Origin of the sequence: Streptomyces sp. NPDC002742, assembly GCF_042888885.1 — a bacterium.
Classification (GTDB): Bacteria; Actinomycetota; Actinomycetes; order Streptomycetales; family Streptomycetaceae; genus Streptomyces.
The window spans coordinates 236,516-258,818 of sequence record NZ_JBIAQF010000014.1 but is presented as its reverse complement, the minus strand read 5'-3'; the positions used below and the strand labels follow the sequence as shown (position 1 = coordinate 258,818).

The window sequence follows — 22,303 nt, the reverse complement described above, 5'->3', positions numbered from 1 at the left end:
TTAGACGATCATGCCGGTCACGGTGGGCAGGAAGAAGGGCACTGCCATGCCGACGCCCATGACGGCCGAGGCGCCGATGACGAACGGCTTGCGCCGCCCGATCCGGTCCGACAGCGGGCCGGGGAAGGAGGTGGTGGCGACGAGTGCGACGAGGTTGACCACACCGAGGACGGGAACGAGGCCGACCGCGTCGTCCTTCAGGCCGACGTAGTCCTGCAGGATGAACAGTTGGTAGCCGGTGAACAGGGCCAGCCGGGCCAGGAACCCCCAGAAGAAGTCCGGGTGGCGGCGCGGGCTCACCCAGAACGTCCGCAGGAACACGGCCAGGGAGAACGGCTCGTTGACCTGTTCCGTGCTCGGCACGTCCGGGCACACCAGCACGAAGGCCACGACCGCGAGCAGCAGGACCGCGGACAGGACGACGTACGCGACCTGCACCTGGGACGAGAGCGCCGCTCCGAGCACCTGGCCGCCGACGGCGCCGAGCATGAGGCTCACGCCGGAGAAGGTGGCGAACGAACCGCGTCTCGCCGCGGGGACACGGTCGGGCAGCAGCGCGGTGACGGGGCTGATGACGAGGTTCAGCAGGATCTGCACGACCACCCAGGCCACGACCATCGCCGGCACGGTCTTCGCCATGCCCATGGCCGCCAGGCTCACGGCCAGCCCGATCATGCCGCCCGCCATCCATGGCGCACGCCGGCCGAAACGGCTGCGGGTGCGGTCGGACAGCAGTCCGGCCACCGGGCTCGCGATCATCGCCGCGAACGCCCCGATGCCGGTGATCAGCGCCAGGGCGGCGGCCTTGCCCGCCCGGTCGATCTCCTGCACCTGCAAGGGGAGCAGGATGCCAGGGACCGCGCCGATGATCAGATGGATGGCGACGTTCAGCGGGATGATCATCCCGAACAGACGGCGCATCGACGGCGAGGGCCTGTCGCTGCGCGAGATCGCCCGCCGTTGCCGTATGTCGGCACCGGGCGTCATGCACTACTTCCCCGACATGCCCACACTCCTGCTGGCCCTGCTCGAGCACCGCGACGAGATCGACCGCACCCGCCTGCAGCACGTGCTGAGCGAGAGCCGAGACCTGCGGTCCACCCTCGACCTCGTCATCGACTACAACGCCCGCCACCCGCGCCGCGCCCAGCTGTACGCCATGGTGCAGGCCGAGGCCCTCGACCCGGCGCACCCTGCCCGCGCCTACTTCGAGGGCCGGACCTCTTACTACGCCAAGACCATGTGGGAGTACACCGGCACCGACGTCCCCGCCGAGCTCCTGCACGTCCTCCCCGCAGTACTCGACGGCCTGCAGATGCACTGGCTCATGGATCCCGAGAACTTCGACCTGCGCACCCAGTGGGCCGTCGTCGCCGACGCCTTGTTCGCCCGCTACCCCCCGTCCACGTCACCCAGCAACTGATCGCAACCTCGCAGAGCACTGGGCCGGACGCGGACGGGGAAGCCGCCGGGCGAGTGAACGGAAGGCTGGCGCGGTATGTGTGCGGCCGTGTTCCAGGAGACCGCTTGAATCCCGGCCAAGTGCGGTAACAGCTTTGACAGTTCAACAGGACACACTCAAAGGATGCCCACCCCGCGAACCGGGCGGCTGTCCGCCTCAGGATGATCTCCGGCTACGAAAATCTGGCCAGAGCCATCCAGGAAGTACGCCGACACGGCATGGCTGCGCGAAGTGCCCGCCGTCAGTGTCCTGCCGATCAGGTCGAACCCGTACACCATCTCCAAGGACGCAACCTCATTGCGCGGCAGCAAGCTCCGCCCTGAAAGGACCGGAACAAGCCTCGCCTACAGGATCGGTGCTGGGCGAAAGCCTGGAGTCCGGAGCAGATCGCGAACCGGTTGAGGATCGACTTCCCCGAGGGCAACTGGCCATTGGCTTCGAGCCGACCGTGGGACGTCAGCCGCGTTCTGTCTCCTTGCGGATGGCGGGGGCGACTTCGGTGGCGAGGAGTTCGATGAAGTCGGTGACCATGTGGTGGGGCATACCCCCGAAGTCGATCTGGCCCATGAAGCGGTCGATGCCAAGAAGTTCACGTTCGGTGAGGATCTTGTCGATGACTTCCTGGGGCTGCCGGTCATCAGGGCGCCGAAGGGGCCGGCGACAGCCTGGAACTGGTCCGGCCCGATGAGCCAGCCGCGCCCGCCCGGAGTCTTGGGGCGCAGGTATTCGCGGTAGTGCGGGTAGAGGTCCTGACGGGCTGCCTGGGAGGTCTTGCCGACGTAGAAGTGGCTGGTCAGACCGAGGCGAAGGGTGCCGGGGGTGTGTCCCGCCGCCTGGCCGACGGCGCGGTAGTGCTCGATGAGGGGGCGGGCGCTGCGGATGTCGCCTCCGATGAGGCCCAGGACCATGGGCAGGCCGAGGCGGCCGGATCGTTCGGCGCTTGCTGCGGTGCCGCCGACGCCGAGCCACAGGGGCAGTCTGTCCTGCTGGGGCGGGGCGGGGCGGGACGGGACGGGGAGATGGTCGAGGGCGGGGCGGTGGCGGCCGGACCAGGTGACGTGCTCGTTGTCGCGGATCGCCAGCAGCAGGTCGAGTTTCTCGGCGAAGACGTCGTCGTAGTCGGCGGGGTCGACGCCGAAGAGTTCGAAAGCTTCGAGGAAGGCGCTGCGGCCGGCGATGATCTCGGCGCGTCCGTTGCTGATGAGGTCGAGGGAGGCGAAGTCCTGGTGGAGGCGGACCGGGTCGAGGGTGGACAGGACGGAGACGGTGCTGGTGAGGCGGATGTTCTCGGTGGCCTGGGCGATGGCGGCGAGCGGGATCGCAGGGTTGGCGACGGCGAAGTCGGGGCTGTGGTGCTCGCCGCGGGCGAAGACGTCCAGGCCCGCCTGGTCGGCGGCGACGGCGTAGGAGACGATCTCGCGGGTGCGGGTCCCGGGATCGCGGAGCTTGCCGGTGGAGGGGTCGGTCTGCAGGTCGGACAGGGGCGATGCCGGTGGCGGCGGGGAGGATCAGGCCCAGTGCCGCTGCGAACTCCGCGATGCCGATGAAGCGGACGGTGGCGGGTGAGAAGTCCTCGACCCAGGGCAGCTTCTCGGCGAGCTTGTCCTTGGGCTGGGTGGCCTTCATGACACCGGCCATGGCGAACATGGCGGCGAGCAGGGCCTGCACGATCCACAGGAAGACGTTCACGGGGTTGGGGTCCTTAGAGGTTCAGGGCGCATCGGCCGAGACAGGGGAGAGCGCAGCCCGCCGACCAGGCGACGGGCTGCAGGGGAAACAGGGTCAGGAGCAGGTGACGGCGAGCTTGCCGAGCGCCCCGGAACCGAAGGCGGCGAACTCCTCGGGAGCCTGCTCCAGCGGGTAGGTGGCGGCGATCTGCACGGCGAGCGCACCGACGCCGCCGGTGGCGCCGGAGACGAGCACCGTCTCGTCCTTGTCGGGCGCCACGGCGTTCACGCTGTCCAGCGCAGCGGTGCCGGCCAGGCCGAGCGCACCGGCGTCCCGGACGCCAAGGCCCTCAGGGGCCGGAGCGACGCCGTATCCGGCAGGGACGGTGACGTACTGGGCCAGTGAGCCGGTGCCGAGAAACGGCTTCATCACCACGCCGAAGACCACGTCGCCGACCGCGAAGCCGTCGACGCCCTCGCCGAGGGCCTCGACGGTGCCGGCGAAGTCCTTGCTGACCTGCCCCACCATTTGGGCTCCAGGCTCGGTGACTAACCAGCAGCCGGGGTGGTGTCGTTCTCGGAGAGTAGTTCGTACTCGACGGGGGTGCGATAACCCAATGCTGAGTGTCGTCGCTGGCGGTTGTCGAAGATCTCGATGAACTCGAAGATCGCGTTGGCCAGTTCGACCCGGGTCTTCCACCGCCGACGGTTGAGCAGCTCGATCTGCATCGAGGACCAGAACGACTTCATCATCGCGTTGTCCAGGCCGTCCCCGACGGTGCCGAACGACGGCAGAAGGCCGGCGGAGCGGATCCGCTCCCCGAAGACCCAGGAGGTGAACTGGGTTCCGTGATCGGCGTGAACGATCCCGCCCGGCTCGGGGCGGCGGTTGCGGATGGCCATGTCCAACGCGTTGACCACGAGGGTGGAGTCCTGCCTGGAGTCGATGGACCAGCCCACGATCCGGCGGTCCTGAACGCGTCCAGGACCGCCGCACAGTAGACCCGTCCTTCCCTGGTCCGGTGCTGCGTGATGTCGGTGACCCACAGCTCGTCGGGACGCAACCGATGGAACTTGCGATTGACGAGGTCCTCGGCGGTGACGATGCCACGCAGGCGCTTCACGCGCACCAGTCCGGGCAGGCCGTGGATCCCGGCCTGCGTCATCAGCACCGACACGGTCCTGGAGCAGACCTGGATGCCCATGCCCATGGTGAGCTCGGCGTGGATACGGCGGTAGCCGTAGGTGCCATGGGAGGCGACGTGGACCTCCCGGATCAGCCCGGTCAGCCAGTCCCGCCGTAGCTGCCGCGGTGTGGTGGCGGTGCGCTTGTGCTTGTAGTGGTTCTGCCGGGTGACGCCAAGGATCCGGCAGCATCGGTCGACCGGTGCCCCGGCATCGACGAGACGGTCGATCACCGGGTAGAGCCTTTTGGGCGGGGCTTGTCCTCGTCAAGGAACTTCGCCGCCTGCCGGACGATCACCAGCTCGGTTTCCAGCTCACGGATCCGCCGGCGAGCGGCCCGCAGTTCAGCGGACTCGCTCGACGGCGTTCCCGGTCGCCGCCCGTTGTCGATGTCGTCCTGCCGCAACCACCTCGACAACGTGACGGATGGATGCCGAGCTCGACCGCGGTCCGCTTGGCCTGCTTGCCGGCGCGGACCAGCGCGATGGCACGTGCCCGGAACTCCGGAGGACAAGGGCGAGGCATGACCGCCAGCCTTCCGTGAAGGACTGTCAGTCAGCCACCAGAACTGGAACCCAGGACCTGGGGCAGGTCGTCCTCGTCGGCTGAACGACTTGCCGGACTGCAGCAATCACTCATGGGCCACCCCGCGCTCCGGCTACTTGCTGAGGACGCCTCAGCGCTGTGAGACTGAGCCCGATTCAGCCAGTATTCGGGCTCACCGATCGCAGCAGTCCTGTCTGGCGAAGTGCCGCACCGCGAGCAGGCGGAGCATCCGTGCCGACGCGCCGTGGCGTGTACCGGCGTTGTCCCCTTTCCGCCGCATGGGGGAGGAGAACAACGCCGGTGTGTTGTGGGCTGCTGTGCTCAGTTGGTGGTGAGCATGCCTTCGCGGAGCTTGGCGAGGGTGCGGTTGAGGAGGCGGGAGACGTGCATCTGGGAGACGCCGAGGTGTTCGCCGATCTGGGCTTGGGTGAGTTCGTCGACGAACCGCATGTGGATGATGCGGCGTTCACGGTCGTCGAGCTGGGAGATCAGAGGGGCGAGCGCGTTGAAGTCCTCGACGAGTTCGAGGGCGGTGTCGTCGATGCCGATGAAGTCGGCGAGGGCGGCTTCGCCGTCTTCGCTGGAGGTGATGGCGGCGTCGAGGGAGGCCGAGGTGTAGCCGTTGGCGGCCTTGCGGGCCTCGATGACCTCTTCCTCGGACAGGGACATCAGTTCGGACAGTTCCCGCGTGCTGGGGGTGCGGCCGAGCCGGCTGCGGAGCTCCTCGGTGGCCTTGGCGAGCGCCACGCGTGCTTCCTGCAGGCGGCGCGGGACGTGGACGGCCCACGTGGTGTCGCGGAAGAAGCGCTTGATCTCACCGACGATGTAGGGAACGGCGAAGGAGGTGAACTCGACCTCGCGGGACAGCTCGAAGCGGTCGATGGCCTTGATCAGGCCGATCGTGCCGACCTGGACGATGTCCTCCATCTCGTCCTGGCCGCGGCTGCGGAAACGCGAGGCCGCGAACTGGACGAGGGTGATGTTCATTTCGATGAGGGTGTTGCGCGCGTACTGGTACTCGGGCGTGCCCTCTTCCAGAACGGCGAGCTGGTCGAAGAACAGCCTCGACAGCTCGCGGGCATCCTTCGGAGCGACCTGCGACGGGTCACTGATCTCCGGCAGCACAACGGTCCGCGCCCCTGCCGTCTCGGTCACTGTCATGCTCGTCCCCTCCTGCGTGATCCAGCCTCAGATGTCGTGCCGCCTGCTCCTGAGCGGCCAGAGACGGCGTACCCGCAGTTGAGGCATGCATGCCAGGCAATTCCGCAGTGGATCTGCTGCTCGGCCATCCGGCCTCAGGAGTCGAAGCGGAAGCGAGGTTAACCCATTCGGCATGCGGGGTTTCGACGTAGGGCCGGCCGCCCTCGCCGAGATGCCGTCCCGGCGAAGCCCCTGGTGCTGGCACGACGGGCAGCGCGACGTCAGGACTTTGCCACTGCGGTCACCTTTCCCAGCAACGACCAGGAGTGCCGCCCGACGCCTATGCCGGGTCACTAGCGTGGCAGGAGGACGCTCACGGTCTTGCTCCCCAACGGGTGGCGGGTGACCGCGGTGGCGTGGGCGAGGTGGTTGACCATGGGTCGGCCGAAGCCTCCGGTGCTGTTCAGGGCGGGGATGCGCATGCGGGGCACCTGGGAGCAGTGGTCGGGCACGGCCACCCCGATGCTGTCCGGGGCGCGACCAGGTGCAGGGTGTAGGCGCCGCCGCCGTGGCGCAGGGCGTTGGTGACGAGTTCGGAGGCGACCAGGACCACGGTGTCGGCGGCGTCCTGCGCGATCGGGCCGAGACGCTTAAAAAGGGCCCGGGCGCTCTCGCGTACGTCGGCGATGGATGCCACAGAACGGTCGGGTGCGACGTCTGCGCTCATCGTGACCATCAGTTCCCCCAAGCCCCTGTGGAGTCCAATGTCCGGTGTGTGCGCTGTGCTTGTGCCCTGGCGTGCAGTCGGCCAACCTGGCCGAGGCCTTCCGCAGTCGTTGTTCGAGGCCGACTAACTCTCCGCCTGACACGCAAAAATCTATGCTGACCGAAGTAGACATTGGGAGATCGTCTGGCTATGGTTTCTCTCGTAGCCGAGATCAGCAGGGCCTGGCAGACACGAACTGCCAGGCAGCGGTACATGTAGTTGGAATGTGCAGGACGGTGCGGTGGTGGAGCTCCGAAGCCAGGGTTGTCGCAGGACGGCGACGGGGCTGACGACCGGACCGGGCGGCCCGCAGTGATCAGGGGCCGCCGTGAGCAGGACCGCAGTTGAAGTTGCAGTACCCGTCAGTGCAGTTCGCGGTATCCAGCAGTGAAGGTATGTGAGTGGTTCCTCGGTGAAGGCGTCGGCTGCGGGCGCGCGCACCGGGAGGTTCGGCAGTGGGGTTCTAAGCCAGAGCAGACGCAGGACGGGCGACGGGGCTGGCTGCCGAAGAGTGGCGCTTCCTCAGGTCACCGAGCAGGTCGCATCACCAGCAGTACGCGGTAGAGCAGTACCGGCAGTTAATAGATCCCAGAGGGAAAGAACGGAGGGGCCGAGCGCCATCAGGATCGCCCGGGCGGAATGGCTGAGCCCGGGTACCGCAGGACATCGATAGTGAGGTGGTCTCCGGTCGAGCAACCGCGATCCCCGCATTCCCCGCCCTCTCCCGGGTGGGCGTGCGGAAACAGAAGGCCGGCGCAGTATCAGGGCCGGCAGATGGTGTAGCAGTTCCTTCGGGGCCCTGGCGCGAATAGCGCCGGGGCCCCTCCACGCGTTCCATGAGAGGTGCAAGTGACAGCAGACGACTCGTTCGGCCGGCTCGACGACGACGACTACCCCGCCTACACCATGGGCCGGGCCGCCGCGTTGCTCGGCACCACCCAGGGCTTTCTCCGCGCCATCGGCGAAGCCCGCCTCATCACCCCGCTGCGCTCCGCCGGGGGGCACCGCCGCTACTCCCGCTACCAGCTGCGCATCGCGGCCCGCGCCCGGGAACTCGTCGATCAGGGCACCCCCATCGAGGCCGCCTGCCGCATCGTCATCCTCGAAGACCAGCTGGAAGAAGCGCAGCGCATCAACGCCGAACACCGCCGCGCCGCCGGATCGTCGAACCCGACGGGTCGGTAGCGGCGGTGAGGGGCTAGGTTGGGGGCGCAGTCTCCCTGCACCGTTGAGGCTGCTTCCCGCGGCAGAGCGAGCCTGCGGCGTTCCATGAGCGCCGGGCCCGCCTCGACTCCCGTAGAGGCCGACAGGCCCGGTGCGTCCCTGGCGGGCAGCTTCGATACCCGGGTTTCATGCTTCCGGGTCCTGCCTGCGGGGGAGTGCTCGATGCGGACGGTACGGGGGCCACGTCACGCGAGGCACACGGCGGCCGGCCGACCGGCGGCCGTCGCCATGAGCTACTCGAACAGGCGAGACGGGACCGGCTATGCCGTGGCCGGGATGAGGGCGATGTCCACGGTGATGCGCCCCCCGAGGGGGGTCCGCTCGACGATGACGGTTTGGGCGAGTGCCCTGACGATCTCCAAGCCGTGCTGGCCGATGCGTTCCGGATCCAGCGCCTGTGCAGCCGGCACTGCGGGATTGCTGTCCCAGAGTTCAACCCGCACCACGGCACTGGTGACCCGCAGGTACAAGAGGGCCGGTCCCGGCGCGTACTTTCGGGCGTTGGTCACCAGTTCGCTGACGATCAGCCGGACGATCTCGACCGCGGCGGTCACCACCGGAATGCCGTGGTCGTCTCTCACCTTCGTCAGGAAAGCCGCGGCCATGTGACGGGCCTGAGCTATGCGGGAGCCGTCGCTGTCCAGCGCGAGCGATGTCTCCAACAGCGAGGCCGTTTCGTCTTCGGCCCCTCTTGTACCTGCAGCACAGGCGCAAGGGGGTGGCACCCTTATGAGGTGTAGCGCTTCCGGCGTCCTGCAGTGCGCTCGCCTTCATGGACTCCAGCGCCGTCAGCGTCCTGGCCGCACAACGCGATGAAGCGTCCGCCGGCGGCTGGATTCGGCTGGCGGCCTTGCGGGCAGCGGTTCAGCGGGTCGTTGAAATCGTTGGTCTCGACGCGGTCATTCCCTGCTGTCCCACGCTCCGTCAAACCCTCCCCTCCTGACGACAGGCAAAGCCGCTCCGCTCCCGGTCAGCGGCCGGACTCTCCCCACAGGTCGTCATGGATGCGGCGCCCGTCGGGCAGACGGCGAACGAACACCAAAGTTTCACCCCGCTGTCAGCAGCCGTGTCCGGGTGAAGCCGAGCCTTTGAGCGCACGGCACTTCCGGAGGGCGCAGTTTGCCCGACACGATCCACGGTGACGTCCCCTCACCGGATCGAACGCTCGACCACTGCTCCGGACGCGGCGATCAACGCAGGTCCGCCTCATGGTGGCGGCTGCTCTTGGCCGCTGTTCAATGCGACCCTGCGGACAGCCGCACACACCAAAGCGCCCCGACAACCCTGGGTCGCGGCTGGAGACTCCGCTTTTCTGGAACGTTGCACTGCGAGTGAGTCAATATCTGTGCTCGTGAGGTGAGAGTTTGCCGGACCGTGTAGTGAGAGTTTTTGCCGCAATGAGCGGAGTGGAATTACTTGACCGACGCGGGCCGTTGCGGCGTGCTACTGTCCATCTCAGTTGCAGTTGTGGTTCCCGAACTTCAAGTGTTCCCACCCGGCTTCTGTCGAGGAGAGCGCTTTTGTATTTCCGGTCATTTTCCGGCGGGGTAATCATCGCGGCGACACGGTGTTCGCACAGTGCGGATGCCGGTGTACTGCCCCAAAGGAGATATGACATGGCTGCTGGTACCGTGAAGTGGTTCAACGCGGACAAGGGTTTCGGTTTCATCGAGCAGGACGGTGGCGGCGCTGACGTGTTCGCCCACTTCTCGAACATCGCCGCCCAGGGCTTCCGTGAGCTGCTCGAAGGCCAGAAGGTGACCTTCGACATCGCGCAGGGCCAGAAGGGCCCGACGGCCGAGAACATCGTTCCGGCCTGACGCTGACGCGCACTTTGTAGCTGGGGCCCGCATCCCTCGGGGTGCGGGCCCCGGCTACACGCATTTTCCCGCAGTGGTTTCACCTGCGGGACGGCTCGGAGAAATCCGCGGTCTCACCACACGCGGCTCCTCCTTCGGAATGCAGGCGCATCCTGAAGAGCCACACCGCACCTCGGCGCCCGGGACTTTACGTCCTTGCTGCGTCACCTATTTCAGCATTTACGCCCGCCGCGGATTCCCGTCGGCCGGATTTGCTTTGACATCGGTCCATACTTGTAATTCCGTGCTGCTCACCGCTTGCGGGAATTCCTTGATATGTGCCGCATCGAGGAAGGTTCCGCATGAACCGCACACGTACGAACGACCACTCACCCCGCACCCGTAACGGCAGTGCCGACGCAGGAAGGGGCGGCAGCCGCTTCGGCTCGCCGGCACCGCGCCGTTCCGGCGGTCCTGCCCGTTCAGGCAGTTACGGCCGCCGGCCCGCCCCCGTGCAGGGTGAATTCGCGCTCCCCACGACGATCACCCCCGCGCTGCCTGCCGTGGAGAGCTTCGCCGATCTCTCCATGCCCGAGCAGCTGCTGGCCGAACTCGGCAGGCAGGGTGTGAGCGCGCCGTTCCCGATCCAGGGCGCGACGCTGCCGAATTCCCTGGCGGGCCGTGACGTCCTGGGCCGCGGGCGCACCGGCTCGGGCAAGACCCTCGCCTTCGGTCTCGCCCTGCTGGCCCGTACCGCCGGACAGCGTGCTGAGCCCCGCCAGCCGCTGGGGCTGATCCTCGTACCGACGCGTGAGCTGGCGCAGCAGGTGACCGACGCGCTCACTCCGTACGCCCGGTCCGTCAGGCTGCGGCTGGCCACGGTGGTGGGCGGGATGTCGATCGGCAGGCAGGCCGGCGCGCTGCGAGGCGGGGCCGAGGTCGTCGTCGCGACCCCGGGCCGGCTCAAGGACCTCATCGACCGTGGCGACTGCCGGCTGAACCAGGTGGGCATCACGGTGCTGGACGAGGCCGACCAGATGGCCGACATGGGTTTCATGCCGCAGGTCACCGCGCTGCTCGACCAGGTGCGTCCGCAGGGGCAGCGGATGCTGTTCTCCGCCACCTTGGACCGTAACGTCGACCTGCTGGTGCGCCGCTATCTGACGGACCCCGTCGTGCATTCGGTCGACCCGTCGGCCGGTGCGGTCACGACGATGGAGCACCACGTCCTGCACGTCCACGGCGCCGACAAGCACGCCGCCACGACAGAGATCGCCGCCCGCGAAGGCCGCGTGATCATGTTCCTGGACACCAAGCACGCCGTCGACCGGCTGACCCAGGACCTGCTCAACAGTGGGGTTCGGGCCGCCGCGCTGCACGGCGGCAAGTCACAGCCGCAGCGCACCCGCACACTGGCGCAGTTCAAGACGGGGCACGTCAGCGTGCTGGTAGCGACCAACGTCGCGGCGCGCGGCATCCACGTCGACAACCTCGACCTCGTCGTGAACGTCGACCCGCCGACCGACCACAAGGACTACCTCCACCGCGGCGGACGCACGGCCCGAGCCGGCGAGTCCGGCAGCGTCGTCACCCTGGTCACACCGAGCCAGCGCCGCGGCATGGTCCGCCTCATGGTGGACGCCGGGATCCGGCCGCAGACCACCCAGATCCGCTCGGGCGACGAGGCCCTGCACCGGATCACCGGCGCCCAGGCCCCGTCCGGCATCCCGGTCGTCATCACCGCACCGGTGGCCGAACGCTCCAAGCGCAGCACCTCGCGAGGCCGGCGCCGCCCCTCTTCGACGACCCGGCGCGCGCCCGTACGCCAGACCGTCTTCGGCACGGCAGCCTAGAACCTTCGTGATCAGGAAGCTGACCCATCTCTGCAGGAGGCACCTTTGACGCTGGTTCAGATGCAGCCCCGCCCGGCGAGCGCCAGCCCCGGACACAAGACGGTGGCTGAGGTCGTGGACGCGGCCGGACCGCAGGTCTGTGACGACATGAGTGTCGAGGTGGCGCTGTCGGTCATGGCCGCCGCACGCACGGGTCGGCTGGTCGTCTGTGACCAGGACGGCCAGTGGACCGGCCTGGTCACCCGGACCGAACTCACCGCCGTCCGCGACAGCTCCGCCTACACGGACCGCGTCCGCCTGCGCGACCTCCTCGGCAACCACGGGTCGTTCACTACATCCGTGGCCACGACGGCCGAAGCCGAGCACGCGATGCGTTCCCGCCCGCTCGGTGCCCTGCAGGTGGTCGACGGGCAAGGCAGCACTCTGGGCGTCCTCGCCCTCTCCCGCTGAACCGTCTCACCCTGGCCGGACCGTTCTCCCGCTTCTCTCTGTGAGGTCACATGCGCTGTGTCATCGCCCGCTTCCCCTTCGAGCTCACCAAGAGCGGCGTGCTGGAATCGATGAAGGGCATCAAGCCCGAACTGGGTACCGGCGAATCCGTGATCATCGGCCGGCGCCACTACCCCGTCAAACAGGTCGGCCAGGTCATCACCCGCCAGGACCGACGTGATTTCAGCGCCGGCGAAGTCCTCCGGGCCATGACGCAGCTCGGCTTCACCTGCCGTACCCTCCCCGAGGCCGCACCCGTACGCATCCTCAGCCCGCTCCAGCACGCTTCCGCGATGCTCGGCACTCCCGTGTCCGTCTGACCGAGGGAAACAGGCACGAAGCCGACACCTGAACAGCAGTGTGGGCCCGCCCGGCATGCGCCGGTCGGGCCCACACTGCTTGCAACGGGTTCCCGTCGCAGTGGTTGCTCAGTGGTCGGAATAGCTGAAGTCGCCCACGGTCCAGGCGCCGACGTCGGCGATCGCCACGCGGTACATCCCGCCCGTCTCCGGGATCCCCACCGTGCCCTGCAGGATCCGGGCGACATGGAAGTGCAGATGCGTGGGCGGCCCGTTCTTCGCGGGGGTGTCGAAGACGGCTGAGAATTCTCCCAGGCGGGCGGAATCCGTCAGCACGTCCGACACCCTCTGCCGCCACACTGCTTCGGGAGCGAGCCGGCCGGTGATGACAGCACCACCGGTGACCACGGTCAGGGACATCTGGTTGCTCTGCCCGGACTCCACCAGGGCGGCGACGTCAACGAGCAGCTCGTCAGGCTTCGACATGGGCCGATTATATTTACTGGCCACCCTGAGGTTCCCCCGGTGCGCGGGAGGTGCTGACTGGACGGCACCGTCCGCCATCCTGCAGACGCACACGTGACCGTCCGGGCACTGCTGGAAGTGTTCACCCATCACGACAAGCAGGCGCTGAAGCTCAGACCCTGCTCCAGGCATCGAGGAATGCTTTGCGTCCTGTCGGATCGTCGGACCTGCGGTCCGCGTGCAGGACGCGCCAGGCGGTGAGTTCGAGGTCACGGAGCCATAGTTCTCCGATGACCTGTGTCTTGAGGTCGGGAAAATGGTCGGACTCGGCGAGGGCCTGACCGATCACCTCCCCGGCTGCGACGCGCTGGGGCGGGGTCATCTCATCGACGGCCGACAGGATCTGTCGGGCCAGCACGATTCCTTCTCCCGCCAGGGAACGCAGCACCGCGGCCTTGATGTTGGCAGGCAGCAGGTACGCGGTGCCAGAAGACCTCCACAGCTCCGACCAGAAGCGTTCTCCTGCCTTGGTGGGGGCAGGCAGCGCGGCCAGCAGTCCCAGGAGGTGACCGGTGGCCGCATACCCATCGGAGTGGGCGGCCGCGACGACGGCGATGCCGGCGACGCGCTGCACATCGAGATCGCCGGCTTCCCGTTGCGGAGCCAGACCCAGTTGGTGTTCCAACTGGTCGGCGAGGGGGCCGGACAGGTGGGGGCGGACCTCAGGAAGCATCGGCGATCCTTGCGCGCAGGGAGCGGAGATACCCGCTCGGGAGCTCTGATCGTTCCCATGAGCAGCTGATCTATTCCGCTTCGAGCCCAATGGGCGGCAGCGGCAACGGGCCGGAGTTCACACGGCGGCGAAGTGACCCATTTCCGGCGACGGGGCCTGGCTGTTTCGAGACCGGCCTTGCAGAAAACTGTCTGGGCGAGGTCTTTTAGCATGGCTGCATGATCACCGGTGATGCCCAGGAGTCCGAGGGAGGACGAGAAGCCGTGTCGCACGACGCCGCTGAAGCCGAATACACGTACGCCGCCGCAGCGCGTGGAGAACACCATGAAGACGGGCTGCCCTGCGGATCACAAGGTGGGGAGAGCGGGCACTCGGTTGCCGCTCTGGTGGAGCGGGCGGCCGATCTGACCGAACCGATCAAGCCGAGGCTGCGGGGCTGGCTGCATGCCGGGATGGTCCCCGCCGCACTGATCGCGGGCATCGTGCTCATCTGTCTGGCCCGCACCCCGCGGGCAGCCGTGGCCTGCGCCGTGTACTCGGTCACCGCCTGGCTGCTGTTCGCAACGAGCGCCGTCTACCACCGTGGCACCTGGGGGCCGCGTGGCGAGGCGGTCCTGCGGCGTCTCGACCACGCCAACATCTTCCTGATCATCGCCGGCACCTGCACGCCCCTTGCGGTGGTCCTTCTCCCGCCGGGCCAGCGGTCCGTGCTGCTGTGGATCGTGTGGGCGGGCGCACTGGTCGGCATCGCCTTCCGGGTCTTGTGGGTGGGAGCTCCGCGCTGGCTGTACACCCCGTGCTACCTGGCGCTGGGGTGGGCACCGGTGCGCTACCTGCCCGACTTCCTGCACACCGGCGGAGTGGCCGTACTCACCCTGGTCGTGGCCGGCGGTCTTCTTTACAGCGCGGGCGCGGTCGTCTACGCCCTCCAGCGCCCCGATCCCTCACCGCGCTGGTTCGGCTTCCACGAGGTGTTCCACGCCCTGACCGTGGCGGCCTTCACGGCGCACTACATCGCCATCTCCCTGGCCGTCTACTGACCGCGACAACGTTTTGGCCAGGGCCGCTGGTCACGCACGTTGCCGCGTGCCGGGCCGCGACGGGTCGGCCGGAAGCGGAGCATCGTGACCGACACCCTCGGTCTCCTGCTCGCGGTGCTGGTCACCGCGGCCGGCGTCCAGGACTCCGTCGCGGGCACCCACCTGATCGACCACGTGGCCGCCGCCCACTCCGGGATTCGCAGGGTCTGGGTCGCCGGTGATTACGGCCAGCACCTCGTCGAGCACGTCGCCGCTCTCGGCATCGCCATGGAAATCGTCCAACGCGCGCCTGGGACCAGGGGTTTCACCCCGCTACCCAAGCGCTGGACCGTGGACCGGACCTATGGGTGGCTGATGTTCCACCGCCGTCTGGCGCGCGACTACGAGACCCTGCCCGCCCGGTCCGAAGCCATGATCTACCTCGCCATGACCGACCTCATGGCCCCCGCCTCACCGGCGAAGCCACCATCTCCTGGCGCGACCCGGTATAATCGGATCAAACGTCAATTCCGGGATGAAACAACAGGCGAAAACGACCTCTCAGTAGACAGCGGTGGTGCTGTCCAAGCGAAGGGGAGCATTTGTGCGGGCAGTGATGTCCTCGATCGTGACGCCGGGGGCGGTTTCGACGAGGGCGAGGCCGTCTGGGGTGATGTCGAGGACTCCGAGGTCGGTGATCACGCGGTGCACGCACTGTTCTCCCGTGAGCGGGAGGGTGCATTCCTTGAGGATCTTGGGGCTGCCGTCCTTGGCGGTGTGTTCCATGAGGACGATGACCCGGCGGGCGCCGTGGACGAGGTCCATGGCTCCGCCCATGCCTTTGACCATCTTGCCGGGGATCATCCAGTTGGCGAGGTCGCCCCGCGCCGAGATCTGCATGGCACCCAGCACGGCTGTGTCGATGTGGCCGCCTCGGACCATGCCGAAGGAGAGGGCGGAGTCGAAGAAGCTCGCACCGGGCAGGACGGTGACGGTCTCCTTGCCCGCGTTGATGAGGTCGGGATCGACCTCCGCTTCCGTGGGGTAGGGACCCGTACCGAGGATGCCGTTCTCGGAGTGCAGGACCACGTGCACGCCGGCCGGCAGATGACCGGGGATCAGTGTCGGCAGGCCGATGCCCAGGTTGACGTAGGAGCCGTCGGTGAGTTCGGCGGCGGCGCGGGCCGCCATCTGCTCGCGGGTCCAGGCCATCAGGAACGTACCGTCCTCTTCTCGATCTTCTTGTCGGCGGCTTCCTCGGCAGTGAGGGCCACGATCCGCTGGACGTAGATGCCGGGCAGGTGGATTTCGTCGGGGCGCAGCTCGCCCGGCTCGGCGAGTTCCTCGACCTCGGCGATCGTTGTGCGGCCGGACATCGCGGCCAGCGGGTTGAAGTTGGCGGCGGCTCTCCGGAAGACGAGATTGCCGTGGCGGTCGCCGCGCCAGGCCCGTACGAGGGCGAAGTCGGTGACGATGCCGTGCTCCAGGACGTGTGTGCGGCCCCCGAAGTCGCGGGTCTCCTTGGGCGGGGAGGCCACGGCGACCGAGCCGTCGGGCCCATGACGCCAGGGGAGTCCGCCCCTGGCGACCTGCGTTCCGACGCCGGCCGGGGTGTAGAAGGCCGGGATGCCGGCGCCGCCGGCCCGCAGGCGCTCGGCCAGAGTGCCCTGGGGCACCAGTTCGACCTCGAGTTCTCCGGACAGGTATTGCCGGGCGAACTCCTTGTTCTCACCTACGTAGGAACCGGTGACTCGGCTGATGCGGCGCGCGGCGAGGAGAACGCCGAGGCCGCGGTCGTCGACGCCGCAGTTGTTCGAGATGACCTTCAGATCGCTGGCGCCGTGCGCGTACAGGGCGCGGATGAGGACATCGGGTACGCCACTGAGTCCGAAGCCGCCGACGGCCAGCGAGGCGCCGTCGGGTATGTCGGCGACCGCTTCCATGGCGCTCGCTCGGACCTTGTTCATGCTGAGGGAGTCCTTTCAGGGCTCGCGCCGGGCAGGACGGCGGACCAGCCGCCGTCGAGGACGAGGTTGGCCCCCGTGATGTGGGCGGCTTCGTCGGAGGCGAGGAAGACGGCGGCGTCGACGACGTCGTCGGGGCGTCCAGCGCGGCCGAGCGGGATACGGCGGGCGATGGCGCGCATCGGGTGGTCTTCGCAGAGGAGAGTGGCCCGGGAACCGGCAGTGCCGATTGCGCCGGGGCTGACACAGTTCGCGCGGATACCGTACGGGGCGCCCTCGGCGGCGAGTTGGCGGGTCAGTGTGATGACGGCGCCCCGGGAGGCGGAGTGCGCGGTTGTCCGGTTGGTGAGTGAGCCGGTGAGTCCCGCGGCGGAGCCGATGGTGAGAATGCAGCCGCGGCTGCGCCGCAGGTGCGGCCAGGCGGATCGGACGGTCAGCCGTACCGGGTCCAGCTCGGCCCGCATGGTGAAGGCGAAGTCTTTGCAGGGTCGGCTGTTGACCGGTCCGAAGCGATCGGCTGCGGCGTAGACGATGTCGATGCCTCCGAAGGCGTCCACGGCTTCGTGGATCCAGGAGGAGACGGACTGCTCGTCGGTGACGTCCAGGGGGCCGGGGGTCAGAGCGGTCCCGCCTTCGCGGGCGATGAGCCGCTGCGTGTCGAGTGCCTGCTCGTGCAGCAGGTCGCCTCCCACGACGAGCGCGCCCTCGGCGGCGAAACGCAGTGCCGCGGCTCGCCCCTGACCGCCGGCGGTGCCGGAGATCAAGGCCACCTTGCCGTCGAGTCGCCTCACGCGCCGGCCTCCCCAAGGAGTGCGTCCGACACGGACTTCACACCGCCGTGCGCGGTCAGGCCGCCGTCGACGGCGATCTCCGCGCCGGTGATGAAGGAGGATTCGTTCGAGAGGAGGAAGACGACCAGCGGGGCCACCTCGGCCGCGGTGCCCGTGCGCCCGAGCGGGGTCTCGCGGATGTTGGCTTCGCGGAAGGCCGGTGCGGCGGAGGCGGTCATCTCGGTCTCGATGTAGCCGGGGTGGATCGTGTTGACGCGGATGCCGCGCGGGCCGAGTTCCGTGGCCGCGGTCTTCGACAGGCCGCGCAGGGCCCATTTGCTGGTCGTGTAGGCGACCGGATAGTGAGCGGTGAGGGCTGCCGAGGAACCGACGTTCACGATGGATGAGCCGGGCGGCATGAGCGGGGCGAGGTGCTGAATGCCGAGCAGCGGGCCGGCCACGTTGACCGCGTGGACACGTGCCAGGTCGTCTGGGCGCACGTCGCCGACGCGGGCGCGCCAGGTGATGCCGGCGTTGTTCACCAGGCCGTGGACCTGCCCGTACGCCTCCTTGAGCTCGGCGGCCAGATCCGCCCAGTCCTTCTCACTGGTGACGTCGAGGCGGCGACAGCCCTCGGCGGATGCGACGTCGGTGGCGATGACGCGGGCTCCCTCCCGCACCAGTGCCTCGGCCTCGGCGGCCCCCTGGCCCCGGGCCGCTCCGGTGACCACGACGACCTTGCCGAGCAGCCTCTTGGGGTGCGGGTCGCTCACGGCCTCTCCCGGGAGCGGCGTCGGCCGACGGGGAGTGCGATGGGTTCAGTGCCGGGAGCGACGGTGTTGGACACGGTGCCGATGCCCTCGACCGTGAGCGTGACGGTGTCGCCGGGCTTGAGCGGCGGCGGGGTCTGTTCTCCGCGTATGCCCCACAGTTCGGCGAGGCAGCCGCCGTTTCCGCAGGTGCCGGAGCCGAGCACGTCGCCCGGGACGACCCGGGTGCCGCGGGAGGCGTACGCGACCATTTCTTCGAACGTCCAGCTCATGTTGGACAGCAGATCCCTGCCGACGACCTCGCCGTTGACTTCGGCGGTAAGGGCCAGTCTCAGGAAGCCGTCGTCGTCCCGATGCCGTTCGAGTTCGTCGGCGGTGACCAGGTACGGGCCGAGGGTGGTGGCGGTGTCCTTTCCCTTGCACGGGCCGAGACCCACCTTCATCTCGGCGGACTGCAGGTCCCGTGCGGACCAGTCGTTGAAGACCGTGTAGCCGATGACGTGGTCGCGTGCCTGGTCGGGAGTGAGGTCGCGGCCTTCGCGGCCGATGACCGCGGCGACCTCCAGCTCGAAGTCGAGGACGGCGGAGCCCGGCGGCATCGGAATGTCGTCGCCGGACGCGTAGATCGCGTGAGGGTTGGTGAAGTAGAAGGTGGGCGCGGTGTACCACTGCTCGGGCACGCCGCCTGTTCCCTCCACCGAGCGGCGTACGCCCTCGACATGCTCCTCGAACGTGACGAAGTCCCGCACGGAGGCGGGCCGAAGCGGCGGCAGCAGGCGTACCTGGGAGACGTGCGGTCCGGCCGGGACGTCGAGGGTGGCGGCACCGAGATCGAGGAGTGCGGGGAGACCGCCCCCGGCGCTGATGACCTCGGTCAACGAGCGGAGGCCGGGCACGGGATACAGCACGCCATCGGCGTCGACCACGGCGACGCGGGGTTGATGCTGGTGTTCGTAGGCGGCGAAGCGCATGAGCAGCTCCTGGCTGGGGCTGGGCCCGAGGCGCGGCACTATGTGTCAGGGCAGGTGACAGGCTGCCGCGCCCCGGGAGTTCGGAGAGGGATCAGACCGGCGGGGCGACGAAGCAGCCGCGGTCGGGGTCGTTGAAGGACTCCTTGGCGACGAGCTCGTTCATCGGGTTGGCGGTGCCCCACTGGTCGGTGACCTCGGGCTGGGAGAAGTCGTAGACGTGCGGGTGCCAGGTGTCCTCGTCCAGGCATTCCAGCTCGGTCGTGTACTCGACGGTGTTGCCGTGCGGGTCGAGGAAGTACGTGAAGGTGTTGTCGCCGGCCATGTGGCGGCCGGGGCCCCAGATCTTCTTGAAGCCGGCGCGGATCACACGGCCGGAGCCGCGCATGTACTCGTCGATGCCGCGCATTTCGAACGACACGTGGTGCAGGGAGGCGTGCGGTCCCTTCGCCAGTGCCATCGAGTGGTGCTGGTTGGAGATCCGCATGAAGTGCATGACCTCGCCCATGTGCGGCGAGCTCAGGGTGTCGGAGAGCCGGAAGCCGAGGTGCTGCTCGTACCACTCCTTCGTCCGGTCCAGATCCGGGGAGTTGAGCACGACGTGGGACAGCTTGACCGGGATCGACTCCTTCTCCTCGATCTTGCGGTGCTGCCGTACCGCCACGTCGGCAGAGACCTCGACGGTCCGGCCGTCCACGTCGAAGAAGCGGAAGCCGTAACCGCCGCCGGGTGTGTCCACCTTGCCCGGTTGCGTGATCAACCGCACGCCACCGGCGAGGAGTTGTTCGGCGAGAGTGTCCACGTCAGCCGGCGAAGCGGCACCGTAGGAGACGAGGTCGAGGCGCTTCTCCTCGGCCTTGCGCAGCCTGATGACGTACTGCTCGGGGGAGCCCTCGGCGGCGAGGAAGGAGATCCCGGAGTCCTCGGCGACCTTGGTCAGACCCCAGACACCCGCGTAGAAGTCGAGCTGCTTGTCGTAGTCGGGCACGGCCAGGTCGACGTGCCGCAGATGGGTGAGCAGTCGTGCGCTCATGAGGGTTCCTCCTCAGGACAGGGTCAGGTTGAGCAGGGCGGAGGCGGTTCCGCCCCGGATGGCCTCGAAGTCGGCCTCGGAGACACGTGCGGCGCGCAGAGCGCCCACGGGGTCCTTCGTGCCCATGTCGAAGGGGAAGTCGGAGCCGAGCAGGACACGGTCGGGCCCGGCGACCCGGATCAGCTCCCGCAGGACGGACGGGTCGTGGACGAGCGAGTCGAAGTACAGGCGCTTCAGGTAGCTGCTGGGCGGATGGGCGCAGCCGGCGGCCGCGTCGGTGCGGGCGGACCAGGCGTGGTCGGAGCGGCCGATGTGCGTCGGCAGGTAGCCACCGCCGTGGGCGGCGATCACCTTCAGCCCCGGGTGACGGTCGAGCACTCCCGAGAAGATCAGGTGCGACAGTGCCACGGCGTTCTCCGTGGGCTGGCCCAGGGTGTTGGACAGATACCACTGGTCCAGGCGCTCGTCCAGCGTGCATCCGAAGGGGTGCAGGAAGATGACGGCGCCGGTTTCCTCCGCTCGCGACCAGAACGGCTCGTAGGCCGGGTCGGACAGTTCCAGGCCCGGAGCGTGGCTCGAGATCTCCACCCCGGCCAGGCCCTGCTCCAGCGCGTGATCGAGCGCCCCCACCGTGTGGTCCGGGTGCTGGAGCGGCACCAGCCCGAGGCCGCGCAGCCTGTGCGGAGCGGCTGAACAGTGCCTGGCCGTCGCCTCGTTGGCCAGCCGGTACAGCTTCTCGGCCGTCTCCTCGTCCGTCCAGTAGTGGTAGTGCGACGGTGAGGGGCTGACGAGTTGGACGTCCACGCCCTGTGCGTCCATCGCGGCCAGCCGTGCGGCCGGGTCGGTGAGCCGCGGGATGCGCTCGCGCACCATGGGGCCGCTGACCGCGAGGGCCGCGGGGCCGTTGCGCCGGGCATCCAGCGCTCTCGCCATCGCCAGTCCGGGCAGGCCGTCGACGAGGGACTCGACTTCGGGCAGCAGCACGTGAGCGTGGACGTCGACGGTCGGTGAGGTCACGGCAGCTCCCTGAGCATCGTCATCGTGCGGCCCATCAGACCGGGTACGTCCGCGTCGCGTACGCCGTCGAGCTGCCACTGTCCGATCTGCACGGACGCCTCGACCACCGGACGGACGCGGGCGATCCGCCGGTCGTAGTACGCCTGGAAGAGCGCGTCGTCCCAGACCTCGGTGCTGGTCAGCAGCCGCGAGAGCACCCACGCGTCTTCCAGGGACAGGGCGGCGCCCTGCGCGAGGGTGGGCGGACAGCAGTGGGCGGCGTCGCCGACGAGGACCACGCGGCCCCGGTGCCAGGAGCCCTCGACCAGCATCCGGTCGAACCAGGTGTAGTTGACCTTCGCCGGATCGGTGATGTGCTCGGTGATCTCCGGCCAGCATCCTCCGTAGGCGGCGGCGAGGCCGCGCATCTCGTCGGCGTAGGACTCCGGCGGGATCGACGCCCGGTCGCGATGGGCCTCGACCACGTAGGCGTAGATCGTGGTGTCGCTCGTCGGACAGTAACCCGCGATGTAGGCCGGACCGCCGTAGGCGAGATCCGTGCGGGTGACGCCGGCCGGCCGGGGGACGGCGACGCGCCAGATGGCCATGCCGGTGGGTTCCGGCTTGGCGGTGATCCCGATGGCCGCGCGGGTGGTGGAACCCAGTCCGTCGGCGGCGATCACCAGGTCGTAGCGGCCCTCGTTGCCGTCGGTGAAGCGCGCGTTCACCCCTGTGCCGTCCTGCTCCAACTGCTCGACCCGGGTGCCGAGGCGCACCGATGCGCCGCTGGCACGGACGGCGTCGATCAGGATGCGCTGCAGCTTTGGGCGCTGCATGCCGACGGTGGCGGGCAGGTCGTCGCCGCCGGTTCGAATGTCGCGTGCGACATGCAGGACCGTTCCGTCGGGAGCGGTGATGCCGACGGAACCGAAACCGAAACCGGATGCGCTGACCTCCTCCCACACGCCCAGTTCGCGCAGCACACGCAAGGCGTTGCCCTGCAGGGTGATGCCTGAACCGGCGGTGGCGTTCCAGTCGTCCTTCGCCTCGATCAGGTCGACGGTCAGACCGGCCCGGCGCAGCAGAATGGTCATGGCGTTTCCGGCAGCGCCACCACCGATCACCAGGACCGTGCGGGCTGTGCTCATGGAGGAC

Annotated in this window: 23 protein-coding genes and 5 pseudogenes; 9 read left to right on the top strand and 19 right to left on the bottom strand. The window is 68.5% G+C overall.

The features are described from left to right. The gene (locus tag ACFYW8_RS26135; protein WP_389080633.1) at window positions 1-903 is read right to left on the bottom strand and encodes an MFS transporter; all 903 of its coding nucleotides are present in this window, start codon (window positions 901-903) and stop codon (window positions 1-3) included. On the opposite strand from ACFYW8_RS26135, the gene ACFYW8_RS26130 reads away from it, so the two are divergent. After that, entirely contained in the window at window positions 878-1,423 is a 546-nt protein-coding gene (locus ACFYW8_RS26130; protein ID WP_389080631.1) for a hypothetical protein, read from the top strand. The genes ACFYW8_RS26135 and ACFYW8_RS26130 overlap by 26 nt on opposite strands. Before the next feature lie 155 nt (window positions 1,424-1,578). Here the strand turns inward: ACFYW8_RS26130 and ACFYW8_RS26125 are convergent, their stop codons facing one another. The 7 genes and pseudogenes from ACFYW8_RS26125 to ACFYW8_RS26095 all read right to left on the bottom strand — a co-directional run bounded on the left by ACFYW8_RS26125 (window position 1,579) and on the right by ACFYW8_RS26095 (window position 6,482). Further along, window positions 1,579-1,746, bottom strand: a complete 168-nt coding sequence (locus ACFYW8_RS26125) for a hypothetical protein (RefSeq protein WP_389080628.1) — start codon at window positions 1,744-1,746, stop codon at window positions 1,579-1,581. Between the two features lie 492 nt (window positions 1,747-2,238). Further along, window positions 2,239-2,841: pseudogene (locus ACFYW8_RS26120) on the bottom strand (LLM class flavin-dependent oxidoreductase); the annotation flags it as partial. 172 nt (window positions 2,842-3,013) lie between these two features. Continuing rightward, a pseudogene (locus ACFYW8_RS26115) lies at window positions 3,014-3,088 on the bottom strand (DoxX family protein); the annotation flags it as partial. Window positions 3,089-3,244: 156 nt separating this feature from the next. Then, complete coding sequence (locus ACFYW8_RS26110) at window positions 3,245-3,658, bottom strand: alcohol dehydrogenase catalytic domain-containing protein (RefSeq protein ID WP_389080626.1); 414 nt, start codon at window positions 3,656-3,658, stop codon at window positions 3,245-3,247. A 20-nt stretch (window positions 3,659-3,678) separates the two neighbouring features. Beyond that, window positions 3,679-4,839 (bottom strand): annotated as a pseudogene (locus tag ACFYW8_RS26105) (IS3 family transposase). Between the two features lie 342 nt (window positions 4,840-5,181). Continuing rightward, window positions 5,182-6,021 carry an RNA polymerase sigma factor SigF gene (locus tag ACFYW8_RS26100; RefSeq protein WP_389080624.1) on the bottom strand — a complete coding sequence of 280 codons (840 nt, stop codon included), beginning with the start codon at window positions 6,019-6,021 and terminating at the stop codon, window positions 5,182-5,184. A gap of 332 nt (window positions 6,022-6,353) precedes the next feature. Then, a complete protein-coding gene (locus ACFYW8_RS26095; protein WP_389080622.1) occupies window positions 6,354-6,482 on the bottom strand; it encodes a hypothetical protein in 129 nt (42 codons plus the stop codon). Between the two features lie 1,133 nt (window positions 6,483-7,615). Between ACFYW8_RS26095 and ACFYW8_RS26090 the strand changes: the two genes are divergently transcribed. Further along, a complete protein-coding gene (locus ACFYW8_RS26090; RefSeq protein WP_389080619.1) occupies window positions 7,616-7,951 on the top strand; it encodes a MerR family transcriptional regulator in 336 nt (111 codons plus the stop codon). A 299-nt stretch (window positions 7,952-8,250) separates the two neighbouring features. On the opposite strand, the gene ACFYW8_RS26085 is transcribed toward ACFYW8_RS26090, so the two are convergent. Then, window positions 8,251-8,715: an ATP-binding protein gene (locus ACFYW8_RS26085; RefSeq protein WP_389080617.1), complete on the bottom strand. Its 465-nt coding sequence runs from the start codon at window positions 8,713-8,715 to the stop codon at window positions 8,251-8,253. 41 nt (window positions 8,716-8,756) lie between these two features. Here ACFYW8_RS26085 and ACFYW8_RS26080 point away from each other — a divergent pair. From ACFYW8_RS26080 to ACFYW8_RS26060, 5 genes and pseudogenes are all read left to right on the top strand, one after another. After that, window positions 8,757-8,933: pseudogene (locus ACFYW8_RS26080) on the top strand (STAS domain-containing protein); the annotation flags it as partial. Between the two features lie 673 nt (window positions 8,934-9,606). Beyond that, window positions 9,607-9,810, top strand: a complete 204-nt coding sequence (locus ACFYW8_RS26075; RefSeq protein ID WP_151471173.1) for a cold-shock protein — start codon at window positions 9,607-9,609, stop codon at window positions 9,808-9,810. Window positions 9,811-10,151: 341 nt separating this feature from the next. Next, window positions 10,152-11,642: a DEAD/DEAH box helicase gene (locus ACFYW8_RS26070; RefSeq protein ID WP_389080613.1), complete on the top strand. Its 1,491-nt coding sequence runs from the start codon at window positions 10,152-10,154 to the stop codon at window positions 11,640-11,642. A gap of 45 nt (window positions 11,643-11,687) precedes the next feature. After that, window positions 11,688-12,092 carry a CBS domain-containing protein gene (locus ACFYW8_RS26065; protein WP_389080611.1) on the top strand — a complete coding sequence of 135 codons (405 nt, stop codon included), beginning with the start codon at window positions 11,688-11,690 and terminating at the stop codon, window positions 12,090-12,092. Window positions 12,093-12,142: 50 nt separating this feature from the next. Then, on the top strand, window positions 12,143-12,451 hold the full coding sequence (locus tag ACFYW8_RS26060; RefSeq protein WP_326784465.1) for an SCO5918 family protein: 309 nt from the start codon (window positions 12,143-12,145) through the stop codon (window positions 12,449-12,451). A gap of 108 nt (window positions 12,452-12,559) precedes the next feature. Here ACFYW8_RS26060 and ACFYW8_RS26055 read toward each other — a convergent pair whose 3' ends face one another. Together ACFYW8_RS26055 and ACFYW8_RS26050 are read right to left on the bottom strand one after the other, a co-directional pair. Continuing rightward, window positions 12,560-12,916, bottom strand: coding sequence for a hypothetical protein (locus tag ACFYW8_RS26055; RefSeq protein WP_328446067.1), 357 nt, complete (start codon window positions 12,914-12,916; stop codon window positions 12,560-12,562). 151 nt (window positions 12,917-13,067) lie between these two features. After that, on the bottom strand, window positions 13,068-13,628 hold the full coding sequence (locus ACFYW8_RS26050) for a hypothetical protein (RefSeq protein ID WP_261710027.1): 561 nt from the start codon (window positions 13,626-13,628) through the stop codon (window positions 13,068-13,070). A gap of 218 nt (window positions 13,629-13,846) precedes the next feature. Here ACFYW8_RS26050 and ACFYW8_RS26045 point away from each other — a divergent pair, with 218 nt between their 5' ends. Both ACFYW8_RS26045 and ACFYW8_RS26040 read left to right on the top strand, forming a co-directional pair. Further along, window positions 13,847-14,668 (top strand): hemolysin III family protein, encoded by an 822-nt coding sequence (locus ACFYW8_RS26045; protein ID WP_389080605.1) that lies wholly within the window; start codon window positions 13,847-13,849, stop codon window positions 14,666-14,668. A 48-nt stretch (window positions 14,669-14,716) separates the two neighbouring features. Beyond that, window positions 14,717-15,159: pseudogene (locus ACFYW8_RS26040) on the top strand (transposase); the annotation flags it as partial. A gap of 49 nt (window positions 15,160-15,208) precedes the next feature. On the opposite strand, the gene ACFYW8_RS26035 reads toward ACFYW8_RS26040, so the two are convergent. The 8 genes from ACFYW8_RS26035 to ACFYW8_RS26000 all read right to left on the bottom strand — a co-directional run bounded on the left by ACFYW8_RS26035 (window position 15,209) and on the right by ACFYW8_RS26000 (window position 22,296). Beyond that, a complete protein-coding gene (locus tag ACFYW8_RS26035; RefSeq protein ID WP_389080602.1) occupies window positions 15,209-15,859 on the bottom strand; it encodes a CoA transferase subunit B in 651 nt (216 codons plus the stop codon). Next, window positions 15,859-16,614: a CoA transferase subunit A gene (locus ACFYW8_RS26030; protein WP_389080599.1), complete on the bottom strand. Its 756-nt coding sequence runs from the start codon at window positions 16,612-16,614 to the stop codon at window positions 15,859-15,861. The genes ACFYW8_RS26035 and ACFYW8_RS26030 overlap by 1 nt, the downstream gene beginning before the upstream one ends. Next, window positions 16,611-17,402, bottom strand: coding sequence for an SDR family NAD(P)-dependent oxidoreductase (locus ACFYW8_RS26025; RefSeq protein WP_389080596.1), 792 nt, complete (start codon window positions 17,400-17,402; stop codon window positions 16,611-16,613). The genes ACFYW8_RS26030 and ACFYW8_RS26025 overlap by 4 nt, the downstream gene beginning before the upstream one ends. Beyond that, the gene (locus ACFYW8_RS26020) at window positions 17,399-18,154 is read right to left on the bottom strand and encodes an SDR family NAD(P)-dependent oxidoreductase (RefSeq protein ID WP_389080593.1); all 756 of its coding nucleotides are present in this window, start codon (window positions 18,152-18,154) and stop codon (window positions 17,399-17,401) included. Before ACFYW8_RS26020 ends, ACFYW8_RS26025 begins: the two co-directional genes overlap by 4 nt. Next, the gene (locus ACFYW8_RS26015) at window positions 18,151-19,122 is read right to left on the bottom strand and encodes a fumarylacetoacetate hydrolase family protein (RefSeq protein WP_389080591.1); all 972 of its coding nucleotides are present in this window, start codon (window positions 19,120-19,122) and stop codon (window positions 18,151-18,153) included. Before ACFYW8_RS26015 ends, ACFYW8_RS26020 begins: the two co-directional genes overlap by 4 nt. A gap of 91 nt (window positions 19,123-19,213) precedes the next feature. Then, window positions 19,214-20,152, bottom strand: a complete 939-nt coding sequence (locus ACFYW8_RS26010; protein ID WP_389080588.1) for a VOC family protein — start codon at window positions 20,150-20,152, stop codon at window positions 19,214-19,216. Window positions 20,153-20,164: 12 nt separating this feature from the next. Next, entirely contained in the window at window positions 20,165-21,169 is a 1,005-nt protein-coding gene (locus ACFYW8_RS26005; RefSeq protein WP_389080585.1) for an amidohydrolase family protein, read from the bottom strand. Further along, window positions 21,166-22,296: an FAD-dependent oxidoreductase gene (locus ACFYW8_RS26000; protein WP_389080582.1), complete on the bottom strand. Its 1,131-nt coding sequence runs from the start codon at window positions 22,294-22,296 to the stop codon at window positions 21,166-21,168. The genes ACFYW8_RS26005 and ACFYW8_RS26000 overlap by 4 nt, the downstream gene beginning before the upstream one ends. Between the last annotated feature and the right edge of the window lie 7 nt (window positions 22,297-22,303).

What these genes read in the sequence shown, in the direction of transcription:
- ACFYW8_RS26130 (WP_389080631.1), top strand. Translation starts at nt 878, where the DNA reads ATGGCGACGTTCAGCGGGATGATCATCCCGAACAGACGGCGCATCGAC.
- ACFYW8_RS26135 (WP_389080633.1), bottom strand. Translation starts at nt 903, where the DNA reads ATGATCATCCCGCTGAACGTCGCCATCCATCTGATCATCGGCGCGGTC.
- ACFYW8_RS26110 (WP_389080626.1), bottom strand. Translation starts at nt 3,658, where the DNA reads ATGGTGGGGCAGGTCAGCAAGGACTTCGCCGGCACCGTCGAGGCCCTC.
- ACFYW8_RS26100 (WP_389080624.1), bottom strand. Translation starts at nt 6,021, where the DNA reads ATGACAGTGACCGAGACGGCAGGGGCGCGGACCGTTGTGCTGCCGGAG.
- ACFYW8_RS26095 (WP_389080622.1), bottom strand. Translation starts at nt 6,482, where the DNA reads ATGCGCATCCCCGCCCTGAACAGCACCGGAGGCTTCGGCCGACCCATG.
- ACFYW8_RS26075 (WP_151471173.1), top strand. Translation starts at nt 9,607, where the DNA reads ATGGCTGCTGGTACCGTGAAGTGGTTCAACGCGGACAAGGGTTTCGGT.
- ACFYW8_RS26070 (WP_389080613.1), top strand. Translation starts at nt 10,152, where the DNA reads ATGAACCGCACACGTACGAACGACCACTCACCCCGCACCCGTAACGGC.
- ACFYW8_RS26060 (WP_326784465.1), top strand. Translation starts at nt 12,143, where the DNA reads ATGCGCTGTGTCATCGCCCGCTTCCCCTTCGAGCTCACCAAGAGCGGC.
- ACFYW8_RS26055 (WP_328446067.1), bottom strand. Translation starts at nt 12,916, where the DNA reads ATGTCGAAGCCTGACGAGCTGCTCGTTGACGTCGCCGCCCTGGTGGAG.
- ACFYW8_RS26050 (WP_261710027.1), bottom strand. Translation starts at nt 13,628, where the DNA reads ATGCTTCCTGAGGTCCGCCCCCACCTGTCCGGCCCCCTCGCCGACCAG.
- ACFYW8_RS26045 (WP_389080605.1), top strand. Translation starts at nt 13,847, where the DNA reads ATGATCACCGGTGATGCCCAGGAGTCCGAGGGAGGACGAGAAGCCGTG.
- ACFYW8_RS26035 (WP_389080602.1), bottom strand. Translation starts at nt 15,859, where the DNA reads ATGGCCTGGACCCGCGAGCAGATGGCGGCCCGCGCCGCCGCCGAACTC.
- ACFYW8_RS26030 (WP_389080599.1), bottom strand. Translation starts at nt 16,614, where the DNA reads ATGAACAAGGTCCGAGCGAGCGCCATGGAAGCGGTCGCCGACATACCC.
- ACFYW8_RS26015 (WP_389080591.1), bottom strand. Translation starts at nt 19,122, where the DNA reads ATGCGCTTCGCCGCCTACGAACACCAGCATCAACCCCGCGTCGCCGTG.
- ACFYW8_RS26010 (WP_389080588.1), bottom strand. Translation starts at nt 20,152, where the DNA reads ATGAGCGCACGACTGCTCACCCATCTGCGGCACGTCGACCTGGCCGTG.
- ACFYW8_RS26000 (WP_389080582.1), bottom strand. Translation starts at nt 22,296, where the DNA reads ATGAGCACAGCCCGCACGGTCCTGGTGATCGGTGGTGGCGCTGCCGGA.